General features: G+C 44.7%; 16 protein-coding genes. 5 read left to right on the forward strand and 11 right to left on the reverse strand.

All coding sequences use genetic code 11. The features are described 5' to 3' along the window. Positions 1-130 precede the first annotated feature (130 nt). Positions 131-838: a phosphatase PAP2 family protein gene (locus tag ACYIB7_RS15150; RefSeq protein ID WP_480338485.1), complete on the reverse strand. Its 708-nt coding sequence runs from the start codon at positions 836-838 to the stop codon at positions 131-133. A 213-nt stretch (positions 839-1,051) separates the two neighbouring features. Between ACYIB7_RS15150 and cysS the strand changes: the two genes are divergently transcribed. The 3 genes from cysS (at position 1,052) to ACYIB7_RS15165 (ending at position 3,998) form a co-directional block, all read left to right on the forward strand. Further along, the gene (cysS, locus tag ACYIB7_RS15155) at positions 1,052-2,527 is read left to right on the forward strand and encodes a cysteine--tRNA ligase (RefSeq protein ID WP_103982894.1); all 1,476 of its coding nucleotides are present in this window, start codon (positions 1,052-1,054) and stop codon (positions 2,525-2,527) included. 268 nt (positions 2,528-2,795) lie between these two features. After that, positions 2,796-3,203: a PaaI family thioesterase gene (locus ACYIB7_RS15160; RefSeq protein WP_099464733.1), complete on the forward strand. Its 408-nt coding sequence runs from the start codon at positions 2,796-2,798 to the stop codon at positions 3,201-3,203. 9 nt (positions 3,204-3,212) lie between these two features. Then, a complete protein-coding gene (locus ACYIB7_RS15165) occupies positions 3,213-3,998 on the forward strand; it encodes an alpha/beta fold hydrolase (protein ID WP_103982892.1) in 786 nt (261 codons plus the stop codon). A 14-nt stretch (positions 3,999-4,012) separates the two neighbouring features. Here the strand turns inward: ACYIB7_RS15165 and ACYIB7_RS15170 are convergent, their stop codons facing one another. From ACYIB7_RS15170 to ACYIB7_RS15200, 7 genes are all read right to left on the reverse strand, one after another. Then, positions 4,013-4,138 (reverse strand): hypothetical protein, encoded by a 126-nt coding sequence (locus tag ACYIB7_RS15170; protein ID WP_480337665.1) that lies wholly within the window; start codon positions 4,136-4,138, stop codon positions 4,013-4,015. A gap of 12 nt (positions 4,139-4,150) precedes the next feature. Next, on the reverse strand, positions 4,151-4,834 hold the full coding sequence (locus tag ACYIB7_RS15175) for an ABC transporter ATP-binding protein (protein ID WP_480337667.1): 684 nt from the start codon (positions 4,832-4,834) through the stop codon (positions 4,151-4,153). A gap of 18 nt (positions 4,835-4,852) precedes the next feature. Then, complete coding sequence (locus ACYIB7_RS15180) at positions 4,853-7,258, reverse strand: ABC transporter permease (RefSeq protein ID WP_480337669.1); 2,406 nt, start codon at positions 7,256-7,258, stop codon at positions 4,853-4,855. Further along, positions 7,259-8,506, reverse strand: a complete 1,248-nt coding sequence (locus tag ACYIB7_RS15185) for an efflux RND transporter periplasmic adaptor subunit (RefSeq protein WP_480338486.1) — start codon at positions 8,504-8,506, stop codon at positions 7,259-7,261. Positions 8,507-8,524: 18 nt separating this feature from the next. Next, a complete protein-coding gene (locus ACYIB7_RS15190) occupies positions 8,525-9,862 on the reverse strand; it encodes a TolC family protein (RefSeq protein WP_480337671.1) in 1,338 nt (445 codons plus the stop codon). Positions 9,863-10,336: 474 nt separating this feature from the next. After that, complete coding sequence (locus tag ACYIB7_RS15195; RefSeq protein ID WP_480337673.1) at positions 10,337-10,651, reverse strand: type II toxin-antitoxin system RelE/ParE family toxin; 315 nt, start codon at positions 10,649-10,651, stop codon at positions 10,337-10,339. Beyond that, positions 10,636-10,902, reverse strand: coding sequence for a hypothetical protein (locus ACYIB7_RS15200; RefSeq protein WP_455627638.1), 267 nt, complete (start codon positions 10,900-10,902; stop codon positions 10,636-10,638). Before ACYIB7_RS15200 ends, ACYIB7_RS15195 begins: the two co-directional genes overlap by 16 nt. A gap of 137 nt (positions 10,903-11,039) precedes the next feature. On the opposite strand from ACYIB7_RS15200, the gene ACYIB7_RS15205 reads away from it, so the two are divergent. Together ACYIB7_RS15205 and ACYIB7_RS15210 are read left to right on the forward strand one after the other, a co-directional pair. Beyond that, a complete protein-coding gene (locus ACYIB7_RS15205; RefSeq protein WP_480337674.1) occupies positions 11,040-12,404 on the forward strand; it encodes a sigma-54-dependent transcriptional regulator in 1,365 nt (454 codons plus the stop codon). Positions 12,405-12,410: 6 nt separating this feature from the next. Then, positions 12,411-13,484, forward strand: coding sequence for a sensor histidine kinase (locus ACYIB7_RS15210; protein WP_480337675.1), 1,074 nt, complete (start codon positions 12,411-12,413; stop codon positions 13,482-13,484). On the opposite strand, the gene ACYIB7_RS15215 is transcribed toward ACYIB7_RS15210, so the two are convergent. The 3 genes from ACYIB7_RS15215 to ACYIB7_RS15225 are packed head-to-tail and all read right to left on the reverse strand — an operon-like array spanning position 13,452 to position 17,486. Continuing rightward, a complete protein-coding gene (locus ACYIB7_RS15215; RefSeq protein WP_103982890.1) occupies positions 13,452-14,330 on the reverse strand; it encodes a DUF3108 domain-containing protein in 879 nt (292 codons plus the stop codon). The two genes, ACYIB7_RS15210 and ACYIB7_RS15215, sit on opposite strands and share 33 nt — an antisense overlap. After that, positions 14,275-16,182 carry an Ig-like domain-containing protein gene (locus tag ACYIB7_RS15220; RefSeq protein ID WP_103982889.1) on the reverse strand — a complete coding sequence of 636 codons (1,908 nt, stop codon included), beginning with the start codon at positions 16,180-16,182 and terminating at the stop codon, positions 14,275-14,277. The genes ACYIB7_RS15215 and ACYIB7_RS15220 overlap by 56 nt, the downstream gene beginning before the upstream one ends. Beyond that, the gene (locus tag ACYIB7_RS15225) at positions 16,179-17,486 is read right to left on the reverse strand and encodes a DUF2851 family protein (RefSeq protein ID WP_103982888.1); all 1,308 of its coding nucleotides are present in this window, start codon (positions 17,484-17,486) and stop codon (positions 16,179-16,181) included. The genes ACYIB7_RS15220 and ACYIB7_RS15225 overlap by 4 nt, the downstream gene beginning before the upstream one ends. Positions 17,487-17,530: the final 44 nt, after the last annotated feature.

The following is a 17,530-nucleotide window of genomic DNA, read 5'->3' on the forward strand; positions in this document are numbered from 1 at the left end:
CAGGCATAACTCCATAGCGTATGCAGCGGTAACTCTACAGACTTTACAGCGATAACTCCAGACACTCTGCAAGCATAACTCCGGACACTCTGCAAGCATAACTCCAAAGTCTCTGGAATCCGGTTTGCATTTAAAAGGAATAAGAAAGATACAAACCTCCCCCATATTCATTCACGACGGGCGACAGCACCAGGCTATTCGTCTTTTTAAGGTTAATTTTACGGGCGATGGCATTCCGTATCGGAAAATAAATCAAATAAGACAACTCTACAGATAAGATTCCAAATCCGGCACCTGCCACCACATCCGCCACCCAATGACGATTATTGTACAAACGGGAACATGCTACGAAAGTAGCCAGGGCATAACCGGAATAGGCCAGCCAGGCATTACTATCCTTAAACTCCTTATATGCCATATGTGCCCCTAAAAAAGCATTTGCCGTATGACCGGATGGGAAGGAGTAAGCTCCTCCGTCGGGGCGCGGTTCTTTCACCGTATATTTCAGAGTACGGGTCATACCGGCATTTAAACCTTCGGCCAGCACAACAAGGCAAAGCTGATCTGCCCAGTTATGCTTCTCTTTTCCCATCAAGTCACATAAAAAAGGCCAGGCCAGCATCCCCCACTCCATATAATCGTCTATATGTATCTTCTTCACCGACTCTTTGCGGGTAAACAGATGGAAGTCGCTCATGCCGTCGATAGCCGTACCAATGGCACCTACTGTTATTAAAGAGGCCGGAAGGATCAATGATTTGGGATTGAACTTATACTCTATAACAGGAATTCTCTTCCCGGCACTATCACACACAGCCACATTGTCCTGCGCCGTCATCTGCAAAATGCAAGATATCATCAAAAATAAAACTGTCAATGCACGTATCTTCATTCTCTATAAAAAACGATTACATGGCAAAGGTACCACTTTAATTTCAACATCGTCTGCAATACGGTTCCGGCAGCAAACTAAATTAACGTAATACCGCATAAACAGGTTGCCATACAGGGAGATTATTCCTATATTTGCGACTCTTAAAAACGTATAGATATGGAACATCCATTGCACATTTACAACACGCTTACACGAAAGAAAGAACAATTCGTACCCCTGCACGAACCGCATGCAGGCATGTACGTTTGCGGTCCTACCGTATATGGAGATGCTCATCTGGGACATGCGCGTCCGGCTATCACCTTCGACCTCTTGTTCCGCTACCTCACCCATCTGGGCTATAAGGTACGGTATGTGCGCAACATCACCGACGTAGGCCATTTGGAACATGATGCCGACGAAGGCGAAGACAAGATTGCCAAGAAAGCCCGTCTGGAACAACTGGAGCCAATGGAAGTGGTTCAATATTATCTGAACCGTTACCATCACGCCATGGAAGAATTAAATGTTCTTCCGCCAAGCATCGAACCACACGCCTCCGGGCATATCATCGAACAGATCGAACTGGTAAAGAAAATACTGGACAACGGCTATGCCTACGAAAGCCGGGGCTCTGTTTACTTCGACGTAGAGAAATACAACAAAGACCATAACTACGGTGTACTCTCAGGACGCAACATCGAAGATATGCTCAACACAACCCGTGCACTGGACGGACAAGACGAGAAGCACAATGCGGTAGACTTCGCCCTCTGGAAATGTGCGCAGCCCGAACATATCATGCGCTGGCCCTCACCCTGGAGCAACGGTTTCCCCGGCTGGCACTGCGAATGTACAGCCATGGGTAAGAAATATCTGGGCGAGCACTTCGACATACATGGCGGCGGCATGGATCTGATCTTCCCCCACCACGAATGCGAGATTGCACAAGCCGTAGCCTCGCAAGGCGACGACATGGTACACTACTGGATGCACAACAATATGATTACGATCAACGGGCAGAAGATGGGCAAATCGTTAGGCAACTTCATTACACTGGAAGAATTCTTCACAGGCAACCATAATATGTTGCACCACGCCTATTCTCCGATGACGATCCGCTTCTTTATTCTCCAGGCACACTACCGCAGCACGGTAGACTTCAGCAATGAAGCGTTGGAAGCATCCGAAAAGGGGCTAAGCCGTCTGATGGAAGCTTACAGCCATTTGCAAAAGCTGCAACCATCGGCCACCTCATCCGTAGACGTAAAAGGACTGCGCCAGAGATGCTACGAGGCGATGAACGACGACCTCAACTCACCAATCGTCATCTCCAACCTCTTCGACGCCTGCCGCGCCATCAACTCCGTAAAAGACGGCAAAGCAACCATCTCTGCCGAAGACCTGGAAGAATTGAAAGATGTATTCCACACATTCATCTTCGACATTCTGGGAATGAAAGACGAAGCGTCTGCCGGAGGCAACAACTACGAAACGTTTGGCAAAGCGGTAGACCTTTTATTATCCATCCGCCAACAGGCCAAAGCAAACAAAGACTGGGCAACTTCGGACAAGATACGCAACGAACTGACCGCCCTCGGCTTCGAAATAAAAGACACGAAGGACGGCGCAGAGTGGAAGCTAAGTAACTGATTTCGCAGCTGCGGCTGCGAAGCCTCCGTAGGGCTACAGAACCTTCACCGGAGCTCCGGCGGATGTTTTGTAGCCCTACAAATGTTTCACCCGAGCAGCTGTGAAGGCTTTGTAGGCCTACGAAAGGACTACCCACGCGTTGGTAACGGTTTTGCAGGCCTACGGAGGCTTCACCGTAAGGGCGGTAATGGTTTTGTAGGCCTAAAAAGGAAATATCAAAGCAAAAACATTTCAAAATAACACTGAATAAACCATATAACATATCAAAATGACAATAAACGAATTCCTTCAAGGAGATAAATTTGCCCTTCTGGCAGGTGTAGAACTGACAGAAACAGGCAATGGTTACGCTAAAGCCCGTATGGAGATCAAACCGGAGCACCTGAACGGAGGCGGAGTATGTCAAGGCGGTGCAATCTTTACCCTGGCCGATCTGGCCTTTGCAGCAGCCACCAACAGCCACGCCCGGCTAACGCTCTCCATCACCTCCAGCATCAACTTCTTCAAAGCCGAGAGCCGTGGCTACCTGTATGCCGAAGCACGTGAAGTGTTCAGCCACAAACGGCTGGCCAATTGCGAAGTCAGCATCACTAACGAAGCCGGCGAACTGATTGCCACCTTCAACGGCACCGGCTATCGCAAAGACACAGAACTCCCCTTCCCCCCTATTGAATAATATACAGAAATGAAAACAGCAAAAATACTTTTCCTTCTCCTGCTACTCGGAACCATGCCCCATCTTACGGCACAAAAACAGGCAAAATACGCAGATCGTGGCGATGCGCTTATCTATTATGAAGTATCCGGGCAAGGAAAACCTGTTGTCATATTACATGGCGGCTTAGGAAACATAGACGGATATACTTCTCTGGCGGACAGCCTGAAAAAGGCACACAAAGTAATTGCAATTTCATTTCGCGGACATAACAGGTCTACGTTAGGAAACCGCCCTTACTCTTTCGGCTTATTTGCAGAAGACATAATAGCCGTATTAGACAACGAGAAAGAAAGAAAGGCTTCGGTTGTAGGATTCAGTGACGGAGGAGTTACAGCCTATTGTTTAGCCGCCCTTTATCCTCAACGTATAGACCGTATTATTTCGCTGGCCGGTTGTTTCCGCTATTCCGACTACAAACCGGAAGGCGTAAACTGGATAAAAACGGTAACAGGCAAAGACCGCTTGGGAGCGGATGCGTCCCCTAATGACCTTGCAAGAATGGATTCCCTGATAACTTACATGCGCCCATTATGGCAAACAGAAGTATATCTTTCCAAAGAGGCGGCGGCAACTATCCAATCTCCAACCCTCATTATAGGAGGAGATAAAGATTTCTTCTTCGAAACAGCTTGTTTCGAAGAAGCACACTGCACAATTCCCAATTCGGAATTAGTAATCTTGCCCAACACCGGGCACAATCTGAACCAGCCGGAAATTATACATAAACATATAGTACCGTTCCTGAAAGAATAACAGAAAAGGGTATATCATTCATATCGCAACGCCCGTGCCGGTTTGCCGAAGACCACTTTGGCCGTTTGCCAACTGGCAGTCATACCAATGGCAAGCCCCACTATATTAATGGCACTGTTCCAGTAATTCTGTATTATCATAAAGCTGAGTTCTTAAACTGGTTCGTTATGTTCTTCCGATACGATCCGCCCATCCAGCAGATGAATAATACGGTGCGCATAGCCTGCATCCCGCTTGGAGTGAGTCACCATTACAATCGTTGTGCCTTGCCTGTTCAATTCGGAAAGTAACTCCATCACCTCGATACCATTTGTAGAGTCCAGATTTCCGGTTGGTTCGTCTGCCAGAATCAAAGGACAGTCCGTTACAACTGCACGGGCAATGGCTACACGCTGCTGCTGTCCTCCGGAAAGCTGTTGGGGCAAGTGTCCGGCGCGGTGGGCGATATTCATACGTTCCAACACTTCGGCTACCTTTTTCTTCCTCTCGACGCTTTTGCTACCCAGATAGACCAAGGGCAGTTCCACGTTCTCGTAAACCGTCAGTTCATCAATCAGATTGAAGTTCTGGAACACAAAACCGATATTACCCTTACGGAATGATGTCAACTGGCTTTCGCTCATCTTATCCACTTGCGCACCATTGAAAACATATTTGCCGGAAGTCGGAGAATCCAGTGTGCCCAATATATTCAGCAAGGTAGACTTGCCGCAGCCCGATGGTCCCATAATGGCAACAAATTCTCCCTGCCTGATCTCCAGGTTAACTTCATTCAATGCTTTCGTCTGTACATCTTCTGTTGTGAAGACCATGGATAAATTCTCTGTCTTAATCATATTCTGTTTTTTATTTAATTATTCATTCCTTAATATGCGCATCGGACGCAGGCGGACAACACGCCATACCTGACGGACAATCGTAATAAAAGCAACCAATACGAGCAATATAAATGCCACAGGATATATCCACAATGGCAAACCGATATGGAAAGCATAACTCTCGAGCCAACCCGTCATCAGAAAAGCTGAAAGCGGTATTCCCACCACAGCCGACAAAAGTGTAAGCATTAACAATTCGCGCGTAAGTACGGTAAACAGGCTCACCTTTGTAGCACCCAGCACTTTGCGTATGCCTACTTCCTTTACACGAGACAACGTGGAGAAAAGCGTAACCACCCATAGCCCTAGGCAGGCAACAAACACAGCCAGCAGTGCGGCACTGGCAAACATCCATCCGAAATTGCGGTCGGCCTTATACTGGTTGTCATTAAAATCGTCCAGGTAGAAATAGGAGAACAAAGCGGAAGGAAAGAAATCCCGGTAGACTTGCTCTATCTCTGCCAACCTGCCGGCATTTGCCGCTCCGTTCATAGCAACCGAAATATAAGGAGTCACCAGTAAAGATACGCGTTCCTTTATGAAGAAGATGATTGGTTTATAAGATATGGATAACGATTGCTGGTGAAAGTTCTTAACCACACCTATTATCTCCAACGGTTCTTTCACAACCTCCATGGCCAACTGTTTGCCTAAAGCCGCTTCCGGTGAGGAAAAGCCCAAAACGGAAACAGCCTCTTCATTCAAGACTACTTTGTTCAGCTCGTCGCCATACATTTCCGAAAAGCTTCGTCCGCAAACCAATTCAGGCTGATAAATAGAAAAGTAATCATAGTCTACAGGGAACATCTGTATCATTTTGGAATCGGAAAGATCGCTGCCATACGGACGGTTACTAAAATAGTTAGCCACCTCCACACCCGGCACTGCCCCCGAGACAGAGACCTTGCGTACGTCCGGTATCTTTTCCAGTTGCTTCTTAAAGCTCTCCATCTTAGCCTGTATATCTTCCGTATATGACGGATATTTCAGTACCAATATTTGTTTCAGCGACATAGCAGATGTTTGCTGTTGCATATAACGTACTTGTTGTATCACAACAAACGTACCCGTTATCAAGACAAAAGAGGCAACAAACTGCACAACGATCAATGTCTTCCTGATCACATTCCCCTTCCGGCTATGCAAGAGCTTACCGCGCATTATATCAGACGGCCGGATACGGGTAAGCAACACCGACGGATATAAGCCTGTGAACAACGTACCCACCACAAACAAAACCGCAGCAGTTGCCCAGAAAGCCGGCTGATACAAAATGCCCACCCCGAAATCTTGTCCGGCCCACGAATAGACCAAAGGAAGAAGAGCTTCCAGCCATCCCATCCCAACAACTACGGCTACAGCATTTAGCAACCCGGCTTCCAATAATCCTTGTATGATGATTTGCCTGCGTGAAGCACCGAAGGCTTTCCGCATACCGAACTCGCGTCCGCGCTCCAGAAAACGGGCAATCGTCAGGTTCAGAGCATTCACCCACCCGATCAGCAGCAGGGCTATTGCCATCCAAAAAAGAATATAGACGGCCGTACGACTGCCTTTTGTCTCCTTCTCATACGGTTTCTGAGGCGTCAGGTGAATATCTTTCAGCGGTATCAGTTCTACCGCCCATGTTTTATAGCTGAGTGCAGCCGGTTTATATTTATCGGAGATCGAACGGAAAGCGGTTTCTATATCTTTCGGGTTCTTGCCCGGTTCCAACCGTACATAGGTATAAACCCCATGAATATACCAAATATCCCTGAAAGCTTCCGGTATGGTAGAATACGACAATAGGAAGTCGAAACGGATATGTGAATTGGCCGGCATATCGGCAATCACTCCCGTCACCTCAAAGTATTGTTCGGCCGAAGCGGTGCGGAAGGTTAATATCTTACCCAGCGGTTCCTGATCGCCAAAGTAGCGATGAGCCGCACTTTCAGTCAGCACCACCGTATTAGGACGTACCAACTGGCCGGTTTTATCGCCTTTTATTACCGGAAAGTTGAACATCTCGAAAAAGGTAGGTTCGGCATAACAATACTTTTTCTCGGCAAACTGTTTATCCTCATAAGTTACCTCCTGTTCTTTATCCTGCGCCGTGAGGCGGGCGTACTTCTCGATACCCGGTATTTCATGGCTCATGGCAGGTGCATGTCCGAAAGCAGTGGTAGCCCAATTATCGGTCAGCGCCTCCCCTTCATACAACCGGCTCTCCACCCTGTAGATACGTTCGCCGTCATGAAAAGAGTCATAACTCAACTCAAACCTTACAAAAAGTAATATAAGCAATGCGGCAGCTATACATACGGACAGTCCGAATATATTAATAAACAGAAGCGACTTCCGCGTCCGCTGGCTTCTTATCACTTGCGACCAATATTCCATTTATCTGATAATTAAACGTTCATTTTCTCCAAACAACTCATAGCCGGAGGTAATCACTCTTTCGCCCGGCTCGATTCCTTCTACCACTTCGTAGTATTGTGGATTCTGGCGCCCCAGCTTAACCGGACGGCGACGGGCCTCCGTTTCGTCTTCGTTCACTACATATATATACTGTCCGGCGCTTGCCTGATAAAAACTGCCGCGAGGCACAAGCACGGCTTGCACCGGATCTCCCAATTGCAAGTTCAAATGGTAGGTTTGTCCGGCACGAATATTCTCCGGCCGGCCGGAAACAAAGTACAAGTCGGTACGAAACTGACCTTCACGTACCTCGGGATAAACCTTCGTTACCTCCATTTCATATTTTTTTCCTTCACGTTCGAAACCAGCCGGCAATCCCGGAAGAATACGCTCCACATAGTGTTCGTCTATCTTTGCCTCCACTTTCAGATCGGGCGTGATGATCTGTCCGATACGTTCGCCCTGGGCGATAGACTGTCCTATCTGGGCTTCCAGATTTCCGAGCTGTCCGTCTACAGGCGCCTTCACCTTGAGGTTCTCCAACCGTTCGCGCACCAGTTCCAGACTCAGTTTCATGTTTCGGATATTTTCGTCCAGACTGGCCAATTGTGCCTTACGGAACAAGCTGTCGTTATGGATACGTTCGTCCACCACTTTCAACTGCTTTGTAGCTGTTTCATATTCCTCTTTAGCTAAAAGATAATCCTCTTTCGAGAGTAACCCCTTATTATAAAGCCGTTCATATTGACGGAAGCGGCGTTCTCTTTTCATCCAGTCGTTGTCCAGTCCGATACGCTCCTGCTTTAATCTCAGGCTCTCCTGCTCCATGCTGATACGCGTATTACGCAGTTCGTTTTCCTGATAAGCCAGATCGGCCTGGCTCTGCATGATTCCGATATTAAGTAACGGATTGCTAAGGCGCAAAATTACGTCTCCGGCCTTTACCATCGCTCCTTCTTCCAGCAAACGTTCTTCCACACGGCCGCCTTCGATGGCATCCAGATAGATAATACGGCTTGGCAATACCTGCCCGATCACGCGAATATAGTCATTAAACTGCCCTTGTTCCACCCGGCTTATTGTTAAACGTTCTTTCTCCACCTTCATGGATGAAGAGGTGTCGCGAAGAACAAGCCATGCAACACAAAGTAAAAGCAGCAAGCTGCCTGCCGCAGAATAGATTTGCTTCTTCGTAAAACGGGATTTCCGTTCTATACGGGTGTCCATATTATTTATCATAATGCATTAATTTGACGGAATAAATGTTCCCGTACGGTAGAATCCGACCGTACGGCTTTTAATTTCATATTGCAGGCGGGTGCGTGATAGTTCGGCCTTAGCCGAAATATAACGGTTACGCTTTTCCATTAATTCAAAAACAGAAATTAAGCCTTCCGCCCACTTCTCTTCGTTTTCACGCAATGAGATTTCCTCAGCTCGAAGTTGCTCCAAAGCCTGCCGGTGTTCTGCTATGGAAGCACGAAGCTGTTGCACGGCGTCTTCAATCTCGGCATACAATGTGATCTTTTGTTGGGCGGCATTGTTGTCGGCCTGCTTCACACGCAAGCGCTCTTTCCTTACTTCCGTAAAGCGCGACAAGCCACTCAGGATCGGGAAAGAGACGCTTATACCGATATATTTACGCTGGTTGTTCCTCAACTGATCCGACAAAGAAATTACATTTCCCTGTTCGTTCCGTTCTGTATCATAATAGCCGGAACTGAGTCCGAAATCCGCCCAAACAGATGGCGAGAACTTACCTGCAGCCAAGGCCAGTGACTTCCGTGCTGCCTTTTGTTGTAATTGAACTGCCAGAAACTGAGGCAATACCTCTTCGGATTGTCTGTAAATATCCTCCACCGAAGTATTTTCTTGCAAAGACAATGTTGCATCGTCCGCGTCATAAGCAATCTGCAACGAATCGGAAGCTGTAAGATTTAATAATTCCTTCAGATAGATAAGAAAAGAATTGCAGTTATTTTCGCGCACTGTTTCCTGATAAATATCCGATTGAAGACGGGCTTTCATCTCCCGCAAGTCTGAAGAGGATTTAAGTCCCAGGCTCAGAAATTCTTCTGTCTGTGTAAGATATTCTTCGCTTAATTTACGTTGTTCGACAGCAAGTCTCCACATCTTTTTTTCAAAACAAAGCTTATAAAAAGCTTCCATTACCTGATAGGCTATGTCGTTTTCCTTTACTTTAGCATTCAACTTACTGATGTGCCGGTTCAGACGGTTGAACTTCAGCCGGTTTATCCGCGTAAAACCATCAAATAAAGGTAAGGAAACACTCAGTCCCATATTACTTTCTACAAATGAAGAAGAAGTATACAAATTGGTTTTAGGGTCGACCGAACGCCCGAAGCGTTTACCTAAACCACCTGAGGTAGAGACCTCCGGCAAGAAACGGCCTATAGCACCAATATAGTCTTCATGCGCTATCCGGACATCCAGCCGGCTGTTTTTCAAGTTCAAGTTCCGCTCTATTCCGTAACGGATACAGTCATCCAGCGACCAGTAGGTCTGGGCTTTTGTTTGTATCAAACAGAAGGATAACAGAAAATAGATGGCTACAATTCGCATATACGTATTATTTGTTACATCAAAAAAAGATAAGCAAACGGTATGCCACAATTGCAACTATCAGATTATCAAATTAAATAAAAAACAGAAGCAAAGCCAGTGTAAAAAAATTTTACAGACATTCGTAAAAAAAATTTACACCCGGGCGTTAGCCTGGATAATGGGAAATGTTACTCTTTTTATCGGCATCTTCTATATTTTTTCCCCCGAACTATTAATCGTCCGCTGGACGTCGGACAGTCGTTCACCGTCCAACGGACGATCGTTCTACGGGCGGCGGACAATCGATTTACGTACGGCGGACAACTACTTGTTTGGGAAAAACAGGCTAACCAGTACCGAACATCCGGCTACTAGTATACGATGCAGACATCAGGATGATGAATTTCTTTAATTCAGGGCATAGGCGTTTGCTTCCGCTGCAAAGCACCGGAAGAATTATGACCGTATATGAAGGGATGGGAAGGTTTTCGATTATTTGAATTTATCTATAAGATGGATTGGGTTTTGGCGGCGATCCCACAACATGGCAATATAAATAATATCTTTCTCTCTATAGTAGATAATCTTATAATAGCCCTGAACCAATGACCTGAAACCTTCGGCACGATGCCTCAAAAGTTGCTCACAAGGAGCCATTTCCGGGAATGAGGATAAATTATCCGTCGCATCCACAATGGCATTAAATAGCTTAACGGCCACTGACTCCGAATATTCTTTCTTGTGATAACGATAAACCTCGTTCAATTGAACAAGCGCCGGCTCCGTCCAAATTACTTCTGTTGCCATACTTTTAGCTGTTCCCTAACCTGGTTTGTTGTATATATTCTACCTTCATTTGCTGCCTTTACGGCTTCATCCAACCGCTCCTCCACTTCTTCAAGCGTATAGGTGCAAGGGCGTTTTGCAGCAGGCGAGGCAGACTTCTTGAGGCGCTTATAAGCAGCTTCCAGACGGCTCATCAGCTCTTCATTATCAATGGTGTTGATGATGTCTTGTATCAGGTTGAGCTTCCGTGCCTGTAAATCTAATTGCGTCATAATAAATCTTTTATTGATAGTTACTACCATACAAAGATATGGAATCGGTGTTAATTCCCTACTGCAACCGTCAAATATTTTTACACTTGCTTGCTAAGTAAACGGATAGCTGATACCTTTACCGAAAAAAGCAAACTATGCAATCCGGAACAATCCTTATTGTAGATGACAACAAGAGCGTACTCACTTCATTGGAGATGCTGTTGGAATGTGAGTTTGAGCATATAGAAACGGCTGCAAATCCAAATCAGATCGTTGCCCTGCTTGATACAGAAGATATTGATCTGGTAATCCTGGATATGAATTTTTCGGCAGGCGTGAATACCGGAAACGAAGGGCTATTCTGGTTGAGCCGTATCCTTGAGATAAAGCCCGGCATGCCTGTCATAATGCTTACCGCATACGGAGATGTGGAACTTGCCGTAAAAGCTCTTAAAAACGGAGCGTCAGACTTCATACTGAAGCCATGGGATAACGATGTTCTGCTTGAGAAAGTGCAAACAGCCTTTACTACCTTGAATAAGTCCCGTCGCGAAGCGAAAGGCAAAGCCGCAAAAGAGATGCCCTACGGAAGCAATCGCAAAAGCGAGCCGGGCATGGTTATAGGACGTTCCAATGCCATGATGCAGCTAATCAGGCTTGTTACAAAAGTGGCAAAAACCGAGGCCAATATTCTTATTACCGGCGAAAATGGAACCGGAAAAGAGATGCTTGCGCGCGAGATACACCGTCTTTCGTTGCGAAGCCGTAAAGAGATGGTCAGCCTGGATATGGGGGCGATTAGCGAATCACTCTTCGAAAGTGAATTGTTCGGACATGAGAAAGGCGCTTTTACGGATGCCTTCGAAAGCCGTCCGGGCAAGTTTGAAGCTGCCAATGGAAGCACGCTCTTTCTGGATGAAATAGGAAATCTTTCATTGCCCTTGCAGGCAAAACTGCTGGCTGCTTTGCAAAACCGTGAAATAACCCGATTAGGAAGCAATAAAAAGATACCTGTAGACATACGCCTCATAGCGGCAACCAACCGTAATCTACCTGATATGGTAAAGCAGGGACTATTCAGAGAAGACCTCTTCTACCGCATCAATACGATACAAATAGAGATACCACCTCTCCGCAACCGCAAAGAAGATATTCCGGTTTTTGTCAACTTCTTTCTGAAGAAATATAGCTCATTATACGAACGTAACGGACTTTCCATCCAACCACAAGCCATCCAAAAGCTACAAGCCTACCACTGGCCGGGTAATATACGCGAACTTCAGCACGTAATAGAGAAAGCTGTTATTCTGGCCGAAAAGAACGAAATCCGGCAAAACGACCTGTCCATACGGCCATCAAAGGCTGCTGTATTCACAGAGGCCGCAAGCCTGAACGATTTGGAACGGCAAGCCATTGAAACAGCCATCCGTCAAAATGACGGCAACCTTACCGCCGCAGCCGAACAACTGGGTGTCACCCGCCAGACATTATATAATAAGCTGAAACGCTTCAATACCTGATTGGATATGTTTAGCCTGCATCTTTATATACGGATATTACTACGGATACTGGCCATACTGATCATATGCGGACTGGGAATAGCGGGTATTGTTAGCGGGCGTGCCATCATTCTGGGTATTGTAGCTATATGCATAGGGCTGGGACTGATAGGTTCTCTGGTAGCCTATCTGAATGTTACGAACCGGCGCATCCGGTTATTTCTGGATGCAATACAGGATAACGAATCCATGTTGTTCTTCCCCGAAGCATACGGAAGCAAAGAACAACGCGAGCTGCATGCCGCATTCAACCGTATCAGCCGTTTGATAACAGAAAATAAACAGAAAAAACTTGAACGCGAATTGCAACAGAAGGAATATGAATCGTGGGACAAGCTGATGCATATCCTTACACATGAGATAATGAATTCCATAGCTCCTATCGTTTCACTCTCGGGTACGCTTCTCTCTTATTTCCGGAAGAAAGAAGAGCCCAAAAGCCCTGAAGAAATTACTGACGTAATGATTGGAAAAACCATCCGAGGACTTGATACAATAAAGAGCCAGGGACAAAACCTGATGAACTTTACCCATTCGTACCGGTGTATGGCAAGCCTGCGCGAACCATCTCCGAAACTATTCTCTTTAACCCGTCTTCTACTGAACCTGCAAGTACTATATCAAGCAGAACTAGACAAACGGCATATCACATTTGACATTCAACTTTTCCAGCCGGAAATAGAGATATGGGCAGACGAAGAACAACTATCCCAAGTATTGGTAAACTTGCTGAAGAACGCCATACAAGCTCTGGAGAAACAGGAGGAAGGATCTATTTTCATACATGTCGGCAATCAGGGAAAAAACATTTCAATAGAAATCATTGATAACGGACCGGGTATCGCCAAAGAATTGAGGGAAGATATATTTGTGCCTTTCTTTACTACCAAATCGTCCGGCAGCGGCATCGGGTTAAGTCTCTCCCGCCAGATCATACGAATGCATGGCGGACAACTGCTCGTCTCCTCCGAACCTTTTATTCAGACATGTTTTACTATTATGTTACCGCTAGCGTTTAGGAAAAACGACGCGACAATCTAACGGATAGCGCAGATTATAAGATGAATTATAATAGACTTCGGCTGCCCCTATCTTCAGTTTTGCCCGTATTTTAATGGGTAGATGATTCTGATCGTCGCCTATCCAGACTTCGGCTGCTTCTTTATTCTGAGTAAAAGCCTCATCAATAATATCAATATAAAAATGACGGGTACGGTATTTGGCATCGCCACGTTCTACAATCTGTTGTCCGGAATAACGGTAACTCACATTAACCAGATCGCGCCCGATAGCTATCAAAAAAGGAAACGTATCACCATAAGACATCTTGTCCCAATCCAAAGCCCGCAAATACATGGTCGCCCCAAGCATATCGAACATACGTCCCTGAGCTGTTAATATGGTATCAATCTTCGTCGTCTTCAAATTATATCTGTGCGAACGGACAGATACATTTCCTTCATTATAAGAGAAACTCAGATTATCAATTAAATAATAATCACCTTCATTTGTCCGTTTGGAACTAAACAATAACCTAGCATCATCATAAGAAAAATGGCAATCTATCGTATCACGCATCTTAAAAACCTTTTCCATCATACCCGATGTACGAAAAAGTAACCGATAATGCCACGATGAATTTCCTTCATACTTGGAATCTTTAATAGAAAGTGTTGCAAGCCCCGCTTTTGGCATCAGAATGCCCCATTTAAAATAGAGATCATAGTCTACCCGTTCACCATGAGTGAAATATCTGTTTGTAGGTAAACCCTGTGCCCGGATATAACCCACCCCTCCTATCAGCAAAAGAAGCAGTATATAAAGATAAACCCTAGAACGGCATTCCGGCACGTCCTGAGTTTTGCGATGACGATTGTCTTCCTTCATTCTTGTAATCCCTTTTCTTCTTGGTTAATTCTTTCGGCTTATTCTTCGTTATATCCAAAGGTTTCTGACGATTAAAGGGAGCAGCATGGATATCCCAGGTTTCTTCTACTTCCCAATTTTGCATAACATTAAGTTGTTTCGGACAATAGAAGACCATTTCAGGCTGCTGTTTATCGGAATATTTTCCTGTATCCCATTTCCCGTTTCCATTCACATCCAATACTAAACGGGCGTAATACTTATCTGGTTTCAAGTCCATAAATAAAGCACCTCCGTCTTTTACTTTCGCTTTCCGCACAGGTTGGTCGTTACCATTCAAAAGCTCTACATAAGCCGTTGTGTCTACTCCGATTATATTTATATACAAATGTCCATATTCATCTTTCTTCTTAATTTTAAACTCACCGGTAAAGAAATCATTCCACTTGCCATATATGCTTTGTATGGTAGCAGAGTCTATTTCCAAACGATATTCTTCTCCATACTTCCAGGGGCGGTTAATAAAGAAACCGAGCGCATTGGTCGTATCGGGTACAAAATCAAACTCCACCGGCTTCCAGAGCGTATCTACTTTCTGATCCAAGAAGAAAACCTCTTTCTTTAAATCGACAACCGGTTCATCAAATACAACGGATATTGTATCGAATAAGTTCATCGAGCCTTGTAAATTAATGTTTAGGCCAAGAAGAGGAGGCGTATCTGCATCGTCACCTTTTTTCTTCTTTTTCTTATCAGGACGATGGCGCATCAAGAATTGAACCGTATCTGTTTGTGCCTGCAAAACATTTACCGAGTCACTTTTCGGATAAGTTACGGAGACAAATAAGGTATCTTGTTGCCAGACAAGAGGATCCGTCAGCCAATAATGAATAGCCGTTTTTCCATCTGCCTCCTGTACCAGATACCAACTGCTATCAGCCGGAGCAAAATTTACAGGTACAAGAGCCGGAATTGTATCCAAAGCAGAGTTAAAGCGCAATGACAGTTTATTTTCCTGTGTACGCTCAGGTTTAAGCATATATTGCCGGCCGAACTTTTCTTTGAAAAGACGAAGCTCTATATTATCGGGCAAGAAGTGCGTATAACCTACGGTAAGTATAGTATCAATCGTCAAACTGTCTTTCCATATTGTATCTTGCCGGGAAGCAAATTCAAATGTAGGAACAATAACGGAATCGAGAAAAGCAATATCTTCTCCCGGCTGATCAAATTTATAATCGCGGTTCACATCATTTAAAGCAAATACGTGATATTTGCCCGGAGAAATATTCCGGATTGTAAACTGTCCTTTATCGTTTGTGCGCGAAGTACGTACAAACGGAAGTTTCACAAATGCAGAATCTTCAAGATTATCATGCAAGCCTATCATTATGCCAGGCATAGGTTCCAGATTTTCAGCATTCAATAATGTACCGGCAACCTCTAATGTATCGATTATATCTCCGGTAGAAAAAGCAAAAGAGAAGTTCTCGAATACGTTCTTTTCGTTATTATCGGAAATAGAGTTGGTAAAGTCTATCGTGTACGTCGTGTTGGGCTTTAATGTATCCATCAATTCAACCACAGCCTTACGGCCTGCAGTACGTACAATAGGCAGTTCCATCTGAGGTGGGGTGATGATTACGTTTTCGGAAGGTTTATCTATCTGTATCAACTCATCAAAAAGGATTTCTACCTTCTTGCCTTTATAGTTGGTCTGATTCGGAACAGGTGTACTACTTATAAATTTAGGAGGATTCTCATCATAAGGACCGCCGGTAGGCGTAGCCATGTTCGCACATGAATAAATTGCTACCAGCAGGAACAAACCGGCAAATAGCTGTAAACTGTTTCTTATATATTTGTCATTCATTTGATCTGACTGTTTATAGCGGGGACAAAAATAGGCAAATTACTCCGTTTTATCAAACGAAAACCAATCCTGCAATACAGGCATTTCTTTTTCTCACAATATTCCCGTTTAAGTTGGATAAGCGCCTGTGTATCTCCTGCATTACGAACTAACATTCCCGCATTCGTAAAAATTGCAACAATATGGTTCCGTTCCGGAGGAATGCTTTCGAGTAAACGCATTGATCTTTCACAGTATTCAGGAAGTTTATTGCGCTTTCCGTATGCAAACAACATCGGGACAACCGTATTGATCAAAAGAATATTCAGTGCATTTTCGCCCATCGGTTTCTCTTTTTCAGGAGAAGCATAACGGAAATGATAATGTGTCCTCCAATAATCAGACGGACTAATACGGAAGTATTTTTTTATTTCTCCGGTACTATATGCATCCAATATTGCTGAGAATAAAGTATCATGTTGTACCCATATTGCCGCGAGTTGAGCAAGTTTCAGATGAGGGAAATTAACCGGACGGATACGTAAACTCTTAAACAATGATTCGTCTAACGGTTTCAATCCGAATTTATGTCGCAAAAAACGATATTCCCTTTGCAATAACCGGTAATAATGGCAATCATTATCCTCCTCCAACATTCCTGCCTGGCCAAACAACAAGGCTTCGATCTGTGAACTGCTACTCCTTTGTTTTTGAATATAACGTAACGGCAAGCTCTTTGCCAACCATTCAAAGGCATCGTTATTAACCCCAAAGCCGAAATTACGCGTTAAAGTAACATAAAAAACTTCATTCCAATCATTATTATGTTGTTCCAAAAGCAACTCTATATCACGTGTTTTACGCTCTAAACGTTCACTAAGCAAAGCATCCGTCCAAATCGAAAGATGCAAGGGTTCTATCATCTGTATACAGGAAATACAGGGAACCGGAATATCGCGAAGCAAAAGCCATTCTATATTTTGCCTGACATTATCCGGAACAGATAAAACAAATTGAGGGACAGGTTCGCCATTCATACGATATATAGTCGCATCATCACAGGCCGTTACATGAAGAATTACCGAATCATAAGCCTTATCCTTATCATGCTTATGAAGAAACCAATCGGAAGCTTTATCGTGTATCTCAACACTTCCTGCCCAAACAGTATCATCCATTTTCACTTTGGCATTGAAAAAATCTGGGCCGGCATTTGTATTAAGAGTACCGGGGTCTAGTACCTCGATGGAAACTCCACCGGTAGTAACTAAAGGAGCAGAAGGATATAGCTTATATTTCCAAACATAGTGTAATAAACGTTCCATATTCTTTCAGAGTTAAGATTTATGCTACAAATCTAATCCATTTT

This window comes from Parabacteroides sp. KHUB-03 (assembly GCF_056640975.1).

Excerpts from the sequence above, each read along its gene's own strand:
- ACYIB7_RS15150 (WP_480338485.1), bottom strand. The coding sequence starts at position 838 with ATGACGGCGCAGGACAATGTGGCTGTGTGTGATAGTGCCGGGAAGAGA.
- cysS (WP_103982894.1), top strand. The coding sequence starts at position 1,052 with ATGGAACATCCATTGCACATTTACAACACGCTTACACGAAAGAAAGAA.
- ACYIB7_RS15160 (WP_099464733.1), top strand. The coding sequence starts at position 2,796 with ATGACAATAAACGAATTCCTTCAAGGAGATAAATTTGCCCTTCTGGCA.
- ACYIB7_RS15165 (WP_103982892.1), top strand. The coding sequence starts at position 3,213 with ATGAAAACAGCAAAAATACTTTTCCTTCTCCTGCTACTCGGAACCATG.
- ACYIB7_RS15170 (WP_480337665.1), bottom strand. The coding sequence starts at position 4,138 with ATGATAATACAGAATTACTGGAACAGTGCCATTAATATAGTGGGGCTT.
- ACYIB7_RS15175 (WP_480337667.1), bottom strand. The coding sequence starts at position 4,834 with ATGATTAAGACAGAGAATTTATCCATGGTCTTCACAACAGAAGATGTA.
- ACYIB7_RS15180 (WP_480337669.1), bottom strand. The coding sequence starts at position 7,258 with ATGGAATATTGGTCGCAAGTGATAAGAAGCCAGCGGACGCGGAAGTCG.
- ACYIB7_RS15185 (WP_480338486.1), bottom strand. The coding sequence starts at position 8,506 with ATGGACACCCGTATAGAACGGAAATCCCGTTTTACGAAGAAGCAAATC.
- ACYIB7_RS15190 (WP_480337671.1), bottom strand. The coding sequence starts at position 9,862 with ATGCGAATTGTAGCCATCTATTTTCTGTTATCCTTCTGTTTGATACAA.
- ACYIB7_RS15195 (WP_480337673.1), bottom strand. The coding sequence starts at position 10,651 with ATGGCAACAGAAGTAATTTGGACGGAGCCGGCGCTTGTTCAATTGAAC.
- ACYIB7_RS15200 (WP_455627638.1), bottom strand. The coding sequence starts at position 10,902 with ATGACGCAATTAGATTTACAGGCACGGAAGCTCAACCTGATACAAGAC.
- ACYIB7_RS15205 (WP_480337674.1), top strand. The coding sequence starts at position 11,040 with ATGCAATCCGGAACAATCCTTATTGTAGATGACAACAAGAGCGTACTC.
- ACYIB7_RS15210 (WP_480337675.1), top strand. The coding sequence starts at position 12,411 with ATGTTTAGCCTGCATCTTTATATACGGATATTACTACGGATACTGGCC.
- ACYIB7_RS15215 (WP_103982890.1), bottom strand. The coding sequence starts at position 14,330 with ATGAAGGAAGACAATCGTCATCGCAAAACTCAGGACGTGCCGGAATGC.
- ACYIB7_RS15220 (WP_103982889.1), bottom strand. The coding sequence starts at position 16,182 with ATGAATGACAAATATATAAGAAACAGTTTACAGCTATTTGCCGGTTTG.
- ACYIB7_RS15225 (WP_103982888.1), bottom strand. The coding sequence starts at position 17,486 with ATGGAACGTTTATTACACTATGTTTGGAAATATAAGCTATATCCTTCT.